This is a genomic window from Novosphingobium lindaniclasticum LE124, from assembly GCF_000445125.1.
Taxonomy (GTDB): Bacteria; Pseudomonadota; Alphaproteobacteria; order Sphingomonadales; family Sphingomonadaceae; genus Novosphingobium; species Novosphingobium lindaniclasticum.
In genome coordinates, this window is the sequence record NZ_ATHL01000086.1 from 1 (window position 1) to 16,204 (window position 16,204).

The 16,204-nt window shown below is 64.9% G+C and carries 17 protein-coding genes; 7 read left to right on the forward strand and 10 right to left on the reverse strand.

The features are described from left to right. Window positions 1-223 precede the first annotated feature (223 nt). Entirely contained in the window at window positions 224-2,449 is a 2,226-nt protein-coding gene (locus tag L284_RS37850; RefSeq protein WP_160172133.1) for an O-linked N-acetylglucosamine transferase family protein, read from the forward strand. Between the two features lie 97 nt (window positions 2,450-2,546). On the opposite strand, the gene L284_RS37855 is transcribed toward L284_RS37850, so the two are convergent. Genes L284_RS37855 through L284_RS37875 form a run of 5 tightly spaced genes read right to left on the reverse strand, consistent with a single transcriptional unit; the run spans window position 2,547 to window position 6,964 of the window. Next, complete coding sequence (locus L284_RS37855; RefSeq protein ID WP_031342463.1) at window positions 2,547-3,800, reverse strand: adenosylmethionine--8-amino-7-oxononanoate transaminase; 1,254 nt, start codon at window positions 3,798-3,800, stop codon at window positions 2,547-2,549. Beyond that, a complete protein-coding gene (gene bioD / locus L284_RS37860; protein ID WP_021234583.1) occupies window positions 3,797-4,426 on the reverse strand; it encodes a dethiobiotin synthase in 630 nt (209 codons plus the stop codon). The genes L284_RS37855 and bioD overlap by 4 nt, the downstream gene beginning before the upstream one ends. Then, entirely contained in the window at window positions 4,423-5,172 is a 750-nt protein-coding gene (locus tag L284_RS37865) for a methyltransferase domain-containing protein (RefSeq protein WP_021234584.1), read from the reverse strand. The genes bioD and L284_RS37865 overlap by 4 nt, the downstream gene beginning before the upstream one ends. Continuing rightward, window positions 5,169-5,789 (reverse strand): alpha/beta fold hydrolase, encoded by a 621-nt coding sequence (locus L284_RS37870; protein ID WP_021234585.1) that lies wholly within the window; start codon window positions 5,787-5,789, stop codon window positions 5,169-5,171. Before L284_RS37870 ends, L284_RS37865 begins: the two co-directional genes overlap by 4 nt. Beyond that, entirely contained in the window at window positions 5,786-6,964 is a 1,179-nt protein-coding gene (locus L284_RS37875) for an aminotransferase class I/II-fold pyridoxal phosphate-dependent enzyme (protein ID WP_021234586.1), read from the reverse strand. The genes L284_RS37870 and L284_RS37875 overlap by 4 nt, the downstream gene beginning before the upstream one ends. Window positions 6,965-7,104: 140 nt before the next feature. Here L284_RS37875 and L284_RS37880 point away from each other — a divergent pair, with 140 nt between their 5' ends. Further along, window positions 7,105-8,172, forward strand: coding sequence for a L,D-transpeptidase family protein (locus tag L284_RS37880; protein WP_031342465.1), 1,068 nt, complete (start codon window positions 7,105-7,107; stop codon window positions 8,170-8,172). Window positions 8,173-8,197: 25 nt separating this feature from the next. Here the strand turns inward: L284_RS37880 and L284_RS48420 are convergent, their stop codons facing one another. Then, window positions 8,198-8,347 carry a hypothetical protein gene (locus L284_RS48420; protein ID WP_167663601.1) on the reverse strand — a complete coding sequence of 50 codons (150 nt, stop codon included), beginning with the start codon at window positions 8,345-8,347 and terminating at the stop codon, window positions 8,198-8,200. 237 nt (window positions 8,348-8,584) lie between these two features. On the opposite strand from L284_RS48420, the gene L284_RS37885 reads away from it, so the two are divergent. Then, complete coding sequence (locus tag L284_RS37885) at window positions 8,585-9,076, forward strand: hypothetical protein (protein ID WP_021234588.1); 492 nt, start codon at window positions 8,585-8,587, stop codon at window positions 9,074-9,076. A 22-nt stretch (window positions 9,077-9,098) separates the two neighbouring features. Here the strand turns inward: L284_RS37885 and L284_RS37890 are convergent, their stop codons facing one another. Genes L284_RS37890 through L284_RS37900 form a run of 3 tightly spaced genes read right to left on the reverse strand, consistent with a single transcriptional unit; the run spans window position 9,099 to window position 9,801 of the window. Then, on the reverse strand, window positions 9,099-9,305 hold the full coding sequence (locus L284_RS37890; RefSeq protein ID WP_021234589.1) for a hypothetical protein: 207 nt from the start codon (window positions 9,303-9,305) through the stop codon (window positions 9,099-9,101). Then, complete coding sequence (locus L284_RS37895; RefSeq protein ID WP_021234590.1) at window positions 9,305-9,499, reverse strand: DUF4169 family protein; 195 nt, start codon at window positions 9,497-9,499, stop codon at window positions 9,305-9,307. The genes L284_RS37890 and L284_RS37895 overlap by 1 nt, the downstream gene beginning before the upstream one ends. 56 nt (window positions 9,500-9,555) lie before the next feature. Further along, complete coding sequence (locus L284_RS37900; RefSeq protein WP_021234591.1) at window positions 9,556-9,801, reverse strand: GlsB/YeaQ/YmgE family stress response membrane protein; 246 nt, start codon at window positions 9,799-9,801, stop codon at window positions 9,556-9,558. 928 nt (window positions 9,802-10,729) lie between these two features. Here L284_RS37900 and L284_RS37905 point away from each other — a divergent pair. From L284_RS37905 to L284_RS37915, 3 genes are all read left to right on the forward strand, one after another. Next, a complete protein-coding gene (locus L284_RS37905) occupies window positions 10,730-12,643 on the forward strand; it encodes a ribonucleoside-diphosphate reductase subunit alpha (protein WP_235054398.1) in 1,914 nt (637 codons plus the stop codon). 140 nt (window positions 12,644-12,783) lie between these two features. Further along, entirely contained in the window at window positions 12,784-13,788 is a 1,005-nt protein-coding gene (gene trhO, locus L284_RS37910; protein ID WP_031342469.1) for an oxygen-dependent tRNA uridine(34) hydroxylase TrhO, read from the forward strand. Continuing rightward, window positions 13,778-14,413, forward strand: a complete 636-nt coding sequence (locus tag L284_RS37915; protein WP_021234594.1) for a glutathione S-transferase — start codon at window positions 13,778-13,780, stop codon at window positions 14,411-14,413. Before trhO ends, L284_RS37915 begins: the two co-directional genes overlap by 11 nt. A 413-nt stretch (window positions 14,414-14,826) precedes the next feature. Here the strand turns inward: L284_RS37915 and L284_RS37920 are convergent, their stop codons facing one another. After that, window positions 14,827-15,333, reverse strand: coding sequence for a hypothetical protein (locus tag L284_RS37920; protein WP_152524683.1), 507 nt, complete (start codon window positions 15,331-15,333; stop codon window positions 14,827-14,829). Window positions 15,334-15,587: 254 nt separating this feature from the next. Here L284_RS37920 and istA point away from each other — a divergent pair. After that, a partial coding sequence (gene istA, locus L284_RS37925; protein WP_031342025.1) for an IS21 family transposase occupies window positions 15,588-16,204 on the forward strand: 617 nt, incomplete at its 3' end.

Consider the following 16,204-nt stretch of genomic DNA (forward strand, 5'->3'; position numbering starts at 1 on the left):
GGGCGTCCTTCGGATTTGACGCAAAATGGTCCATCGCTTCGTCAGGAAACCTTGGAATACGGAAGTATCCCTGCGGCTTCCTTCCTTGCGCTGAACCATTTTGCCTCAAACCTCGATGGTGCCATTTATGAGTTTACGCCCTAGGCGAATGCCCTGATCGGCGTGCTTATTCGCCGTGAACCTCGTTCGCCTTACCCCATCGCGAGATTTCGCGGAGGGGAACGTGAGCGGATTGGAAGCGCTGCTGATCAAGGCCAGGGGCGCAGCGAAGCGGGGTGAAACCGATAGAGCGCGGGCTTTCTATCGTGAGGCGCTGAACCGCTTTCCGCGCAATGTCCGGGTGCGCGCGGCGCTGGACGCGCTGGATGCGACGAACGCAGACCCCGCCCCGGAGCAGATGGATGCGATGGTATCGGCCTACCGCTCCGGCCACATGGAAGAGGCGGCGCGCCAAGGCGCCCGACTGGCCTCGGAGTTCCCGCAGAGCTTCACCGTCCACAATCTGCAAGGCGCCGCACTGCTGGCGCTGGGGGTTTTTCCCGCCGCCGAGGCTGCGTTTCGAAGGGCCATAGAAGCCGATCCCGATGCCGCCGCCAGCCGGAACAATCTGGCCATCACGCTGCGGCGCCAAAATCGATTTGCCGAAGCCGAGGAGATCTACCACGACGTTATCGCCCGGCAACCCGGCTATGCCGATGCGCGGTTCAACCTGGCGAACCTGCTCGATGCTCAGGAGCGCTGGGAGGAAGCGGAAGCGGGGTTCGCGAAAACGGTCGCGCTCGATCCCGCCTATACGGAAGCGCACTACAATCTCGGGAACCTGTTGGCGAAGCGAGGGGCGCGTGAGCAGGCGATCGCCGCTTATCGGCAGGCCCTGGCGCTCAAGCCGGATCACGCGCTCGCCTGGAACAACATGGGCGGCGAACTGCTGCTGCTCGATCGGCTGGACGAAGCGCTCGGTGCCTATGCGCAGGCGCTGGCGGCCGATCCGGTCAATACGCAGGCCATGATCAATCGCGGCAAGGCGCTCGTGCTCAAGGGCGACCTGCCGGAAGCCATCGCGGCCTTCCGCAAGGCCTGGGCGCTCGACCCGGCCGATCGCTCCGCCCTGCTTCAGGCACTGTTCGAGGAGGCGCACATCTGCGACTGGAGCCATCGTGCTCAGTTCACGCTGACGGACGGGCCTTCCGCTGCCGCTGTCCAACCTTTCGCGGCGCTCCCCTTCCTCGACGATCCGGCGCACCAGTACCGCCGATCGCTCGCCTGCGCGGGGGTGAAGTTCGGGCCGCCGCCGCAGACCATGCCCGTCCCCGCGCCCTCCGCCGATGGACGTATCCGAATCGGCTACTTTTCGGCGGACTTCCACGATCACGCGACGATGTACCTGATGAGCGGCCTGTTCCGCGAACATGATCGGAGCCGTTTCGATATCCGCTTCTACAGCTATGGACCCCGCCGCGATGCCGACGCCTCGCGCCAGGCGCTTCGCAGCCATGCCGATGCCTTCATCGAAATCGGGCACCTCACCGATGCGCAGGTCGTCGATCTTGCCAGGGCGGACGGGCTCGATATCGCCATTGATCTCAAAGGCTATACGCGCGGCACCCGCACCGCGCTGTTCGGCCAGCGGCTCGCGCCCGTGCAAGTGAGCTACATGGGCTATCCCGGCACCATCGGCCATCCCTGCATGGACTATTTCATTGCCGACTCCATCTCCCTGCCGCCGGGCGGGGAGGCCTGGTTCACCGAGAAGATCGTGCGGCTGGCCCATTCCTACCAGGCCAACGACGAGCGGCGCGCTATCATCCCCGACACACGCGGACGCGCAGGCTGGAGCCTGCCCGAACGCGGTTTCGTGTTCTGCTGCTTCAACCACACCTACAAGATCTGCCCGGATGTCTTCACTATCTGGATGCGCCTGCTCGATCGCGTGGAAGGCAGCGTGCTTTGGCTTCTCCGCTCGAACCGCTGGGCGGAGGACAACCTGCGGCGCGAAGCCGAGGCGCGCGGCGTCGATCCTGCGCGGCTGGTGTTCTCGGCAGGCGTTCCGCACGGCGAGCACCTGGGGCGCCTGGCCTTGGCGGACCTGTTTCTCGACACCTTTGCCGTCGGCGCCCATACGACCGCCAGCGATGCGCTCTGGAGCGGGCTACCGGTGCTTACCATAGCGGGCCGGCAGTTCGCGGCGCGTGTTGCGGCGAGTCTGGTCCACGCCGTAGGGCTGCCGGAACTGGCGGTGCCGGACCGGGATGCCTACGAGGCCACGGCGCTTGCTCTGGCGCAGGATCCCAGGAGCTTGCGCGATCTGCGCCGGCGTCTCTCCGCCAATCGGCTGACGGCGCCGTTGTTCCGCACCGCAGATCATACGCGAAGGATCGAGACGGCGTTCGGGGAGATGCATCGGCGCCGGTTGGCCGGGCTTTCGCCGGATCATTTTGAGGTGCAGTGAACGTTTTGGGCAGTCCTGCGGCGGAAATGCCGTCATCCCGGACTTGATCCGGGACACCGTTTGGCGATGCCGTCCGCTAGGGGCCCGAGCGTGCTGCTTAAAACGAAATCACCGCTTCCCCGATCGCATTCCACACCTGCGCAAGCTGATCGTCGGTGACGCAATAGGGCGGCATGGCGTAGACCGTGTTCCCGAGCGGCCGCAGCAGCACGTCCCGTTCCCGGAAGAAGGCCATGAGACGCGGCGCCAGATCGCTCATGTAGCCGCTGGTGCCGGAGGTCCTGAGGTCCAGCGCGGCTACGGTGCCGAGCGTGCGCGGATTGTCGAAGTGGCAGAACTGGCCCAGCTTCTCGATCCAGGCGGCCTGCTTGCCGGCCAGCGCTGCGATGCGGTCCATTACCGGTTCCTCGCGCCAGATCGCCAAGTTGGCGGCGGCGGCGGCGCAGGCGATGGGGTTGGCCGTGTAGCTGGAGGAGTGGAAGAACATCCGCGCGCGGTCGGTAGAGTAGTGCGCTTCGAAGATCGGCTCGCTGGCCATGGTGACCGCAAGCGGGACGGCGCCGCCGGTCAGCCCTTTGGAGAGGCAGAGGATGTCCGGCACGATCCCGGCCTGTTCGCAGGCGAGCAGGGTGCCGGTACGGCCCCAGGCGGTCATCACTTCGTCGGCGATGAAGAGCACGCCGTACCGGGCGCAGATGGCATGCATCGCCGCCAGCGTTTCCGGCGAATAGACCAGCATGCCGCCCGCGCCGAGGATCAGCGGCTCGACGATCAGGGCGGCGGTGTCCGGCTGGCGGCAGAGCGCTTCGAGCGCGTCCAGCGCCTGCTGCTCGGCTCCGGCGGCGGGGAAGGGGATGCGGCCGACGTCGAACAGCAGCGGCGCGTAGGGCTGGTTGAACACCCCGCGCTCGCCCACCGACATCGCGCCGATGGTGTCGCCGTGATAGGAGTTCTCCATCACGACGATGCGGTGGCGGTCCTCTCCGCGCCAGTGCCAGTAGCCGAGCGCCATCTTCAGCGCGACTTCGACGCTGGTCGATCCCGAATCGGAGAAGAACACCCGCGTCAGGCTTTCGGGCATGATGGCGCGAAGGCCTGCGGCGACCTGTTCGGCCGGTTCGTGTGTCCATCCGGCGAAGATGATCTGGTCCAGCTTCTGCGCCTGTTCGGCGATCGCGGCCTTGATGCGCGGGTGCCCGTGGCCATGCGTCGTCACCCACCATGAGGAGACGGCGTCCACCACGGCCCTGCCGTCCGCCGTGTGGAGCAGGGCGCCTTCGGCATGCGTGACGAGCGGGACTGGCTCCTCCAGGCCATGCTGCGTGAAGGGGTGCCACACCGATGATGTCATGCCCTGAAGTCCTCGATACGGAAGTTTTCGGCGAAGGCCTGAGCCAGGTTCTCCGGCGTCAGGGAGGCGAGGCGCGGCAGGCGGCCGAGGCGGCGGACCTCGCCCATGGCGCAGATCGTCGCCTCGCTGTCCTCGACCGGATCACCGACGAAAGCCACGCCCAGTACCGCCACACCCCGCGCCCGGAGCGCCTCCAGCGACAGCAGCGAATGGTTTATCGTGCCCAGCATCGTGCGCGCCACCAGCACCACCGGGGCATTCCACCGCGCGAACTGGTCGGCATATGTCATCAAGCGGGTCAGCGGCACCATGACGCCGCCCGCCCCCTCGACCACCAGCGGGCCATCGACGAGCGGCAGGGCGAGGCGTTCGGGATCGATCTTCACCCCATCGATCTCGGCGGCGAGATGCGGGGAGCAGGGAGTCGTCAGCCGATAGGCCTCCGGCAGGATATGGCTGGCGGGCAGGCCGGAGAGCCGCCCCACACGATCGCCATCGCCGCCGTCTTCTTCGAGGCCGGCCTGAACCGGCTTCCAGTAATGTGCGCCGAGAGCGCCAGCGAGCGCGGCGGCGAACACGGTCTTGCCGATCTCGGTATCGGTTCCAGTGACGATAAGCGGTCTCATGAGGATTTCGGTTCTCGGTGTAGGTGGCAGGTGACGACTTCGTAAGTCACGTTGCATCCGGATCGGGCGAATCTCGCCATGACCCGGCGTAACTGAGGGGGCGAAAGAGGGCGATGTCCGGACTCGGCGGTCTGGGCGCCGATCGCCTTCAAGGCGCGGAGAAAGGCCAGAGGATCGGCATGATGTTCGGCGAGGTGCTCGACCGTGTGGACGCGGTCGCCGAAGGCGGCGACGCTGGCAAAGCGGGGCGTGCCGGGTACGAGGCCTTCCGCCTCGTGCGCGGCGCGCCATTCGATGAAGCTGCCGGGACCAAGCGTCGTTAACATCAAGTGCCCGCCCGGCGCCAGCCAGTCGGCCATGCGTGAAAGCGCCGCCGGGGCATCGTCGAACCATTGGACGGCCAGACTGGAGCAGATCAGGTCGAACGGGCCGTCTTCGGGCCTGCCGTATTCCCCGTCGAGCGCGGCGAAGCGGCGGCCTGCGCGATCGCCAAGACGGCTGCGGCAACGCTCCAGCATTTCGGGCGAAAGATCGGTGACGAGCCATTCGCCGCCCAGTTCGGCAAGTGCCTCGGTGAGGAAGCCCGTGCCGCAGCCGATCTCCAGCACACGCGGGTTTTCGGGCAAGTCGAGGGCGGCGATCCGCACTGCAAGCGCCCGCGCCACGTCACGCTGGATCCGGGCGTGGCCTTCGTAGTCCGGCGCGGCGGCAAAGGCGCGGCTGACGCGCTCGCGAGGAACGTTCACGGTCGTGCCCCGATCATGTCGCGCACGACCTTCGCGCAAAACTCCGGCGCTTCAAGCGGTAGGAGGTGGCCGCCTGTGGCGAAGTCCATGCGGCGAACGGATGCATTCCGGAAGACTTGCGTCCGCATCGCCTCGGGCAGGAGCGGATCGCGCCCGCCCTGAAGCGAGAGGACAGGAACGGACGGCAGCGGCGCCTCCTCGTCCCGCAGCCGCACGAGGTCTTCACGCAGCAGGACGGCATCGAACTCGCCGAATTCCGCATCCGCGCCGCATTGGCGGCGGAATTCCGTAAGTACGGCGCGGGGGTCTTCGCCGAAGCGGCGTAGCATGCGGTCGAGCACGCGGAGCGGCACGCCTGCGCGGTCCGGACGGGCGGAAAAGCGGTCGAAGCCGTTTATGGCGACTATGCCCATCAAACCCGGCGGCGGTTCGCGCAGCACCAGCATGGTGCCAAAGGAATGGGTGACCGCAAGGCACGGGCCGTCCACGAAGGCACCCTGGGCGCTGCCGAAGTAGCCGCGATCGTCGATGGCGTGCGGCAGGTCGGCGAGCAGATCCGCCAGCGGCTTCCAGAAGCTTCGATCGAAGCCCCAGCCATGGGCAAAGAGCAGTTTCACCGGCAGGCCTCGATGGCGTTCAGCAGAGCGTCCACGTCGCTTGCCGCATGGGTCGCCCGCAGCGCCAGGCGCAGGCGGCTGGTGCCGGGCGGAACCGTGGGCGGACGGATCGCGGAGGCGAGCAGGCCGCGTTCCTCCAGCTTGCGCGAAAGGTCGAGCGCGGCACTCTCCGCGCCGATCACGGCAGGGACGATCTGCGTGCTCGATGCGCCGTGATCGATGCCCAGCGCGGCGAGGCCGGCGCGCAGCCGTTCGCCCAGCGCCGCAAGGTGGGCGCGCTCGGCGTCCATCTCCGGCACCAGATCGAGCGCGGCGTCGATGGCGCCCAGTACGGCAGGTGGCGGCGCGGTGGTGAAGATGAAGCCGCTGGCCGCGTTGACGAGGTAGTCGATCATGACACGCGATCCGGCGACATAAGCGCCGAAGCCGCCCAGTGCCTTGCTGAAGGTGCCCATGACAAGGTCGACCCCGCCGGGCACTTGTGCCGAGAGGCCCGCGCCGCCGGGGCCGAGCACGCCGGTGGCATGGGCCTCGTCGACGAAGAGGAAGGCGTCATGGCGGGCCGCGATCTCGGCAAGCCGGACGATATCCGCGCGGTCGCCGTCCATCGAGAACACGCTTTCGGTGAGGATCAGGCGGGCGGGCGCATCGGCGCCCCGGGTCGCCAGCAGCTGCTCCAGATGGTCGAGGTCGTTGTGGCGGAAACGATGCTGCCGCGTGCCGGAGATGGCGAGGCCCGCGTGCATCGAGGCGTGGATCAGCCGGTCGGTGAAGACGGCCGCGCCTTGAGACGCCGAACCGGGCACCGCCGCAAGGAGGGCCGGGATCACCGCCGCATTCGCTTGCCAGCCGCTGGCGAAGACGAGCGCCGCTTCAGCACGCTTGAACCGAGCGATTCTCGCCTCGACCGCGAGGTGGGCCTCGCTGGTCCCGGTCACCAGCCGCGAGGCGCCGGAGCCGGTGCCGTGGGCCGCGGTCCAGGCGCGGGCGCGTTCCATCAGCAGGGGATGGCGGGCAAGGCCGAGATAATCGTTGCTGGAGAAATCGATCAGCCTGCGCCCGTCGCGGCGGACCCTGCCGCCGTCTTCGAGCGCGGCGGAGCGCAAGGTGCGGCGCTGCCCGGCGCGGTCGATCCGATCGAGTGCCGCGGCGAAGAAGGAATCGAGCCTGCTCATCGTGGCAGCCGGTATGGCAAGCGAGGCTCCGGCACAATGGCGCCGACCACAGCAGCGCGATGAAATCAGGAGGCGATGGAAGCCGGAAGGCCCTTCATGCGTTGGACAAGGCTGAGGAAAAATCGAAGGATGCCCGCTCCATGCGATCGTTGCCGCTCTCATTTGCCGCCGTTCTCCTGCTCTCCGCCTGTCATTCGGGCGACCGCGACTCGGCCGGAGGCGGCCGCGAAGGCGGACAGACGTCCAGCAATCCGATGGCCTTTGCCGATGCCCCCGGCGGCGGCGCGACGGAGGCGGCCGATAGCCTTGTCATGCGGGCGCAAGTGGCGCTGGACCGGCAGGGGTTCTCTCCGGGCGTGATCGAGGGCCGGGAAAACGCATCTTACGGTCTGGCGCTACGCGGCTTCCAGGAGGCACGGGGCATTCCGGCAAGCGGCAAGCTCGATCCGGCCACGCAGCAGGCGCTGTTCTCCGACAAGCAGAGCGCCACCCGCAATGTCGTCATCCCCAGGGCCTTCGCGCGCGGGCCGTTCTTCCCGGATCTGCCCAAGGACATGGCCGGACAGGCGGAGTTCGACCACCTCGGCTATCGCAGCATGTCCGAAGCGCTGGCCGAGCGTTTCCATACGACGCCCGAGACGCTGCTGGCGCTCAACGGGCCGGGCACCGTGCTGGGCGCGGGCCGTACGATCCGCGTGCCCGACATCCCGGATGCCGCCCTGGCGCAGATTCCCGACGACAAGAACGGCTGGGCCGAGACTCTGCAGCGGCTCGGCGTTGCGGGCGAGCAGCCGGAGGCCGACCATATCGTCGTCGACAAGTCCGACGGCGCGCTGAGGGCCTATGACAAGGCCGGGAAGCTGATTGCCCAGTTCCCGGTCACCACGGGCAGCGGGCACGATCCGCTTCCGCTCGGCACCTGGAAGATCGTGGGCGAGGCGCGCAACCCCGACTACCACTTCAACCCGGACCTGTTCTGGGATGCCAAGAAGAACGCCAAGGACAAACTCCTGCCGCCGGGGCCGAACGGTCCGGTGGGCGTGGTCTGGCTCGACTTGTCCAAGGAGCACTACGGCATTCACGGCACGCCCGAGCCGCAGAACATCGGCAAGACGGAAAGCCACGGCTGCGTGCGCCTGACGAACTGGGACGCTGCCCGATTGGCGCAGATGGTTTCGGCAGGGACGAAAGTGGTGTTTCAGGCCTGAGGCGCGAGGCGAAACGGCCCGCTGTTCACGGTTTCGGCTTGCAAGAACCTTTCAGGGCAAAAGCCAGGACGAGCCCCAGAGCGGCGCCGAGCCCGACACCCAGAGGCAGGTGTTCGAGGGCTATGCCTAGCGCTGTCCCTAAAGCCACGCCGAGGGCTATCACGGTGCCGTTCATGGGATCTCCTTGGCTCTTGCGCTGGGAGAGTGGCAGACTGAAGCCTAGTCAGCCATGGTGGGAACTCGAAAAAACAGATCCGTCGAGGGAGCCGCTCCGGTGACGGGAGCGCCGCCTTCGCCGGGACGGATGGAGCCATGCCCGGGGTAAACCGAATCGGGCCACCTTGCGCTGCACTCGGCGGGAATCCTAGTCCTCGCAGGCTAAGTTCCCCCTGTCACGCATCAAGGACATGTCATGAAATTCCGTTCTACCGCCCTTGCGATCGTCGCCGTTCCGGCTGCCTTGTTCGCCGCCGCCGCACCGGCTGCCGCGCAAGTGACGGCCGAGGCCAACGTGGCGCGCTCGGAAGGCGATTGGGGCGGGGAACTTGCCCTGGGCGTGCCGGTGATCTCGGACGGCGGCTTCAGCATCACCCCGGCGGCCGGCGTGTTCTTCCACCACCGCGATCATCCCGGCTACTTCAGCGACGATTCGCAGTGCTTCAGCAAATCGAGCGGAGACCGGGTCTCTGACGGCAAGTGCGACAATTCGGGAACCAAGTTCTTCGGCAAAGTGGAGGCGATGTACCGCCTGCCGATGTCGGTGGGCTTCGGTGTGGGCGCGCGCCTGATCGGCGACGACTTGCGGGCCTACGGCACGGTCGCCATGCCGATCCTCCCGCGCATCGAGGTGAAGGGCAATTTCGGCGATCACTATCTCGCAGCCGGTCTCCAGGCGCGATTCTGAGCGGATCCATGGCGGCGGGGGTCTACCAGTTTTCGATAAGATCGAGGTAGGCCACCACATCGTTGTCCGTGGCGATGAACAGGCCGTCCTGCACGTCTTCGCTTTGCAGTGCAGCCAGGTTCATCGCTTCGGACAGTGGTCCGTAGAACAGCGTATGGGCCGCGCCGCCCTCGGACCCCGAATCGAGATGGTAAAGGCGCACGCTGGCTTCGAGATAGGTCGTGCGCATCAGTTTTCCGCGCTGTCCGAAGAACCGAGTTTCGCACCCTCCACCACGCGGTCCAACCGCGCCTGATCCGCCTGGGCGAGACTGCGCTCCGCCTTGGTTCGTCCGTGGCGAGCGCGGCTGGCCTGCGCCCGGTGCTGTGCGTCGTCGCGCGCCCTGGCCTTGCGGGCCATGCGGAGGTTGATGATCTCGGCCATGGCCGCCTTCTAACGTGCCCTCGCCTCGGGCGGAAGAGCGGTGCGGCCCCATGGAGTCAGAAGGAGATGTTCAGCAGCCGCCCCAGGAAGATCAGCACGATGGCGCCGATGATCGAGGCCAGGCAGCCGCCCCGCTGAAAGTCACCCTGGCCGCGCGTCGTGACCAGCCCCGCAACCAGCGAACCGCCGATGCCGAGCAGGATCGTCGCGATCCAGCCCATGTCCACGGCGCCGGGGTAGAAGAATCGCGCCAGCACGCCGATGACGAGGCCGCTGATGATGGCGGTGATGATGTTGATCATGGATCGAGTGGTCCTTGGGATCTGCTTGTTCCGGCTGTCGTAGAAGCCGCGAGCGACAGGACGGTTGCAATCGTTCCTCTACCGCAAGCGCGATGAGCCGCGCCGAACGCGCCGTGTTCGCGCAAGTCGCTCCACGGAAGGGAAATGTCGAAAAACGCGCGGCACGGCTCGTCGCATGAGAGATTCGTCTGGCCGCCCTTTTATGTGGAAAAATTTTTAGCGGCAGCGCCGAAATAGGGTCTTGCGCGGAAGCCTAGTGAAGGAGTTCCCACGCGTCGCGAGGTTGCTGCGGACGGGATGCGGCAAGACTTGCCGGGCTTTCCCACAGGCTACCCCTCTTGCGTCAAAATTCAGAACAGGCACTATGGGTTGTGGCGCGTTGGTCGCGGGGCATCTAAACCTTGAGAAATCGTCCTTGGGCAGTCAGGTGCTCCGAAAGGCGGTTTTCCGGTGGTCTAAGCTTTCCGCGAAGAGCGCGCGCCAGAGTCGCAGCAAAGGTCGACAGGGAAATCGTTCTCTGTTTGTGCCTGCTTGTGGTACTGCGGTTGGCTTTTCGCCTCCGCCGAATCGCAAGCGGGCGTTTGCCGGCTCCGGTGCCATGCTGAACGCGCTTCTTGGCGCTTCTATGACGCCGGAGATGATCCGGCTTGAGCAAGACGGGGGCGACATTTTGGATTTCAGGAACGGAAACGAAGCTGACACGAGCAGCTCCGACGTGATGCAGGCAGATATGACTCAGGATGATGGGCAGGTTGAAATGCCCGGTTTCGAACTTTCGCCCAGAGCCCCGGCCTCTGTGCCGGCTCCCAAGGCGGAAGACGTGCAGCCGGCGCCGGTGAAGCTGGAACGGATCAAGTCCGAAGCGGCCAAGCCCGCAAAGAAGGCGGCGAAGAAGGAAAAGGAGGCGGGCGAGAGCCCGGCAATCGCGATGGACAAGACCGATACCGGCACGGCCGCTCTTGTGGCCGACGCCCTGCTGGCGGCCGCTGCCGCCGCTCCGGAAACCGCGAAGGCGCGTCCGGATTCCAAGACGATCAACGCACGCCGTTTCACCATCGTCACCGACGCTTCGCGTGACGCCCTGCTGACCGACTTCGGCAAGGAAACGCTGGACGACCGCTACCTGCTGCCCGGCGAGAAGTATCAGGATCTGTTCGCCCGCGTGGCCGATGCCTATGCGGACGACCAGGACCACGCCCAGCGCCTCTACGACTACATCTCGAAGCTGTGGTTCATGCCTGCCACCCCCGTTCTCTCGAACGGCGGCACCGGGCGCGGGCTGCCGATCTCGTGCTACCTCAACTCGGTGGACGACAGCCTTGAGGGCATCGTTTCCACCTGGAACGAGAACGTCTGGCTCGCCTCGCGCGGCGGCGGCATCGGCACCTACTGGGGCAACGTGCGCGGCATCGGCGAGCCGGTGGGCCTCAACGGCAAGACCAGCGGCATCATCCCCTTCGTGCGCGTGATGGATTCGCTGACCCTGGCGATCTCGCAGGGTTCGCTGCGCCGTGGGTCGGCCGCCTGCTATCTCGACGTCTCGCACCCCGAGATCGAGGAGTTCCTGGAGATCCGCAAGACCAGCGGAGACTTCAACCGCAAGGCGCTGAACCTGCACCACGGCGTGCTGCTGACCGACGACTTCATGGAAGCCGTGCGCGACGGCCGCGATTTCGACCTCAAGAGCCCCAAGGACGGCTCGGTGCGCGGCACCGTCAACGCGCGCTCGCTGTTCCAGAAGCTGGTCGAGGTTCGCCTCGCCACCGGTGAGCCCTATCTGGTGTTCTCCGATACCGTGAACCGCACGATGCCCAAGCATCACCGCGATCTCGGCCTCAAGGTCTCGACCTCGAACCTCTGCTCGGAAATCACGCTGCCCACCGGCCGCGACCATCTGGGCAACGACCGCACGGCCGTCTGCTGCCTTTCCTCGCTCAACCTGGAAACCTGGGAAGAGTGGAAGGGCGAGAAGCGCTTTGTGGAAGACGTGCTGCGTTTCCTCGACAACGTCCTCCAGGACTACATCGACCGCGCCCCGGACGAGATGGCCCGCGCCCGTTATTCGGCGGCGCGCGAACGCTCGGTCGGCATGGGAGTGATGGGCTATCACTCGTACCTCCAGAAGCGCGGCATCGCCTTCGAGAGCGCGATGGCCAAGGCGCTGAACATGCAGATGTTCCAGCACATCGCCGCCAAGGCGGACGAGGCCTCGCTGCTGCTCGCCAACGAGCGCGGCCCGTGCCCGGATGCTGCCGACATGGGCGTGATGCAGCGCTTCAGCTGCAAGATGGCGATCGCGCCCACCGCGTCGATCTCGATCATCTGCGGCGGCACTTCCGCCTGCATCGAGCCGATCCCGGCGAACATCTACACGCACAAGACGCTCTCGGGCTCGTTCGTGGTGAAGAACCCCTATCTCCAGAAGCTGCTCGCCTCGAAGAGCAAGGATTCCAACAATGTGTGGAATTCGATCCTGGAGCATGGCGGCTCGGTCCAGCACCTCGACTTCCTGACGGCGGACGAGAAGGCGGTCTACAAGACCAGCTTCGAGATCGACCAGCGCTGGCTGCTCGAATTCGCAGCCGATCGCACGCCCTACATCGACCAGGCGCAGTCGCTGAACCTGTTCATCCCGGCCGACGTCGACAAGTGGGATCTGATGATGCTGCACTTCCAGGCCTGGGAGAAGGGCATCAAGTCGCTCTACTACTTGCGCTCGAAGTCGGTGCAGCGCGCCGGCTTCGCGGGGGGCGGCGGCGTCGAGGCGGACAACACGCCCGAAGCGCCCAAGTTCGAGATCGGCGAGACGACCGACTACGACGAGTGCCTTGCCTGTCAGTAAGAAGTGACGGCCGCCTGGCCGTCGCCCTTTCCGAAACGCCCCGGCCAGCCCAGCTTGCCGGGGCGTCGTCGTAGCGGCGGCATTCATTCTTCCGCGATTTTGCGCTAAGGGCCGCCGCTATGCAGAATGGCTGTGCTCAAATGAACGATTCCGGCGACCTGTCCGGTCGCGTCCCCGTTTCCGAACCCGTGTGCGTTGCAGCACTCTATCAGTTCACCCGCTTCGTAGATGCCGCAGCCTTGCGCGCGCCGCTCCTGGCGCTGTGCGAAGAGCAGGGCATCAAGGGCACGCTGCTGCTCGCCGCGGAGGGCATCAACGGGACGATCGCCGGCAGCCACGAAGGCATCGAGCAGGTGCTTTCCCATGTGCGGGCGCTGCCGGGCTGCGCGGAGGTGGACGTGAAGCTGTCCGGTGCGCAGACCATGCCGTTCCACCGCATGAAGGTCCGCCTCAAGTGTGAAATCGTCACCATGGGCCAGCCCGATATCGATCCGCTCTCGGTAGTCGGGACCTATGTCGAGCCGCAGGACTGGAACGCCCTGATCTCCGATCCCGATACTATCGTGATCGACACCCGCAACGATTACGAAGTGGCGGTCGGGACCTTCTCCGGCGCCGTCGACCCGCGCACCGCCACTTTCCGCGACTTCCCTGCATGGTTTCGCGCCGAACGCGACAAGCTGCTGGCGGCAAAGGGCGAGGGCGGAAGGCCGCCGAAAGTCGCGATGTTCTGCACGGGCGGCATCCGCTGCGAAAAGTCCACCGCCTTCCTCAAGCAGGAGGGCGTCGATGAAGTCTTTCACCTCAAGGGCGGCATCCTCAAGTACCTGGAGACGGTGCCCGAGGAAGAAAGCCTGTGGCGGGGTGAATGTTTCGTGTTCGACCAGCGCGTTACCATCGGTCATGGCCTGGTGCAGGGCAGCCATGCGCTGTGCCACGCCTGCCGCCGCCCGGTAAACGCCCAGGACCGGACCTCGCCCCTCTACGAGGAAGGTGTGAGCTGCCCGGCCTGCCATCAGGAGCGTAGCGACGAACAGCGCGCCTCCTATCGCGAGCGTCACCGCCAGGAAGCACTGGCCGCCGAGAGGGGCGAGCTTCACGTCGGGGCCGTGCGCAAAGCCGAGACGGAGACCGATGCCGGCTGACCCGATCCTCTACAGCTTCCGCCGCTGTCCTTACGCCATGCGGGCGCGGCTGGCGCTGCTGGTGAGCGGCACGACGTGCGAACTGCGCGAAGTGAAGCTCTCGGCCAAGCCGGCGGAAATGCTGGAAGCCTCGCCCAAGGGCACGGTGCCGGTTCTGGTGCTGGCGGACGGCACGGTAATGGACCAGAGCCTCGATATCATGCGCTGGGCCTTGAAGCGGAACGATCCCGCAGGTTGGCTGGCGAGCGACGATGCAGCGTTGATTGCCGCCAATGACGGCCCGTTCAAGCACGACCTCGATCGCTACAAATATCCCCACCGACACGGTAGCGACGCTACGGCCCATCGCGAGAGCGGTCTGACGTTCCTGCGCATGCTGGAAGCGCGGCTTGCCGAAAACGCTCATCTTTGCGGCCCCCGTACCGGCCTGGCCGACGCAGCAATCATGCCCTTCGTCCGCCAGTTCGCCGCAGTGGAACCGACATGGTTCGAGATGCAATCCCTACCACGCCTTCAGGCATGGCTGCATGCTTACCTCAACTCCGCCCTCTTCACCGCAGCAATGCTCCGCCTGCCCCCCTGGCAACCCGGAGACCAACCAGCGCGTTTCGCCGAACTGGCCTGATTATCGATATGCGAAGAAGTGGTGCGCTTACGTGACTCGATGTTGTTGGGTAAGCAACTGAATTAGAACAATCTTTTTCGAATAATGCGTCATCCTGCCCCCACACAGGCCCCCAAAAAACTTTTGTCTCATTCGGTCGAAAGTTTGAGTCCGCGATGAGGGAAAAAGTAGGAAAACGGCGGACGCGAAGGACGCGCTTACGCAGAGGCTACTACGTTGAAGAAAAATGCCCAGAAGAGCTTTGCAGCTGGGCGATTAAGCGGTTTATTTCCCAGTCATATCATCGACTTAGAACATCTACATATGCAACATCAGCACGATCTGAAGGCGTGGAAAAGGCTGGATGCTTGTGGACGGTTTGCACGGAACTACGGGACAGCCAGCGCTTCAGCTCTTGCCAAGGAATCTCACGTCTAGTTTTTTCGCTGGACGATTTCGTATTCCAGGTCGTGCAAGCGAAACCGCTTTGGCTGCACCTCGTGATGGTGGCGGACGGGGGCCCTGACAACGTGCTCGCGCAGAATCGCGTAAAGACCGTTCATGGACCTGAGATTACCCTGCCTTGCGATCATCACCTGTCCAGCGTTGTAAAACTGCATCCAAGTGGCATACGCTGTATTCTCGTCGATGCTGGTTCCCGCAAGTGGGTAGGCATGGTGCCTGGCGACGATGAGTTTCCTGACCCTCGATATCTTGGCGCCTCGCGGGAGTCGAAAGGCATTCCGCAGGGTCGTCTCATCGGCGGTGCCGAGCCAATCCGCCACGACATCGAGCCATTCGGTGCATTCTCGCAGAAATCGCGGCATTCTTGAGTTTTCCGCCTTGAGGTCTGGACCAGGTGTATCTTGGTGTTTGAGCTGAAACAGCATCAGGTCGCCATAGATGGGATCGAAGGCAGCTAGGTCGACGTCCGTCAGCACCCTGCCTCGATGCCGAAGCTTTATGTTGGTGCGGCAGAGCACGTCCGGAAACATGTATTGCAAAAATTTTGTCAGTGCACGCTGAAGTGATGCTTCGCGGCTTCGCTGGTTGGATGAATAATCAGACTGAAAATTCCGTCTGAGTGTTGATTGCCACTGAGATGTGACCCGGGGGACGTATAAATTACCATTGAGAATTGACCCATGTTTCCCTCGCCTCCGGCTGCCAGTCGGAGGGTCGTGGAGTGATCAACATGGACTTACTCAGTGTGATCCGCCGGTGGCATTTCCGGCAGAAGATCTCCATTCGCGAGATCAAGAGGCGGACCGGCCTGTCCCGCAATACCATCCGCAAATATCTGCGTTCTGACGCGATTGAGCCGAGCTTCAAGGTTCCGATCCGGCCGAGCAAACTCGACCCTTACGCCGAGAAGCTGACGGCCTGGTTGCGAGTGGAATCCAAGAAGTCCCGTAAACAAAGGCGGACTGCCAAGCAGTTGCATGCTGATCTGGTCGAGCTGGGATACGATGGCTCTTATAACCGGGTTGCCGCTTTTGCCCGACGGTGGCGGACCGAGCTGCAGTATGAGCAGCAGACCAGCGGACGTGGAACATTCGTGCCCCTGGTTTTCCAGCCTGGCGAGGCATTCCAGTTCGACTGGAGCGAGGACTATGCCGTGCTGGATGGCAAGCCGACGAAGCTACAGGTCGCCCATACCAAACTGGCGCATAGCCGCGCCTTCATCGTCCGAGCCTATCTGCTGCAGACCCATGAGATGCTGTTCGACGCGCTGACGCAGGCGTTCAGGGTGCTGGGCGGCGTGCCCCAGCGTGGGATCTTCGATAATATGAGGACTGCTGTCGACAAGAT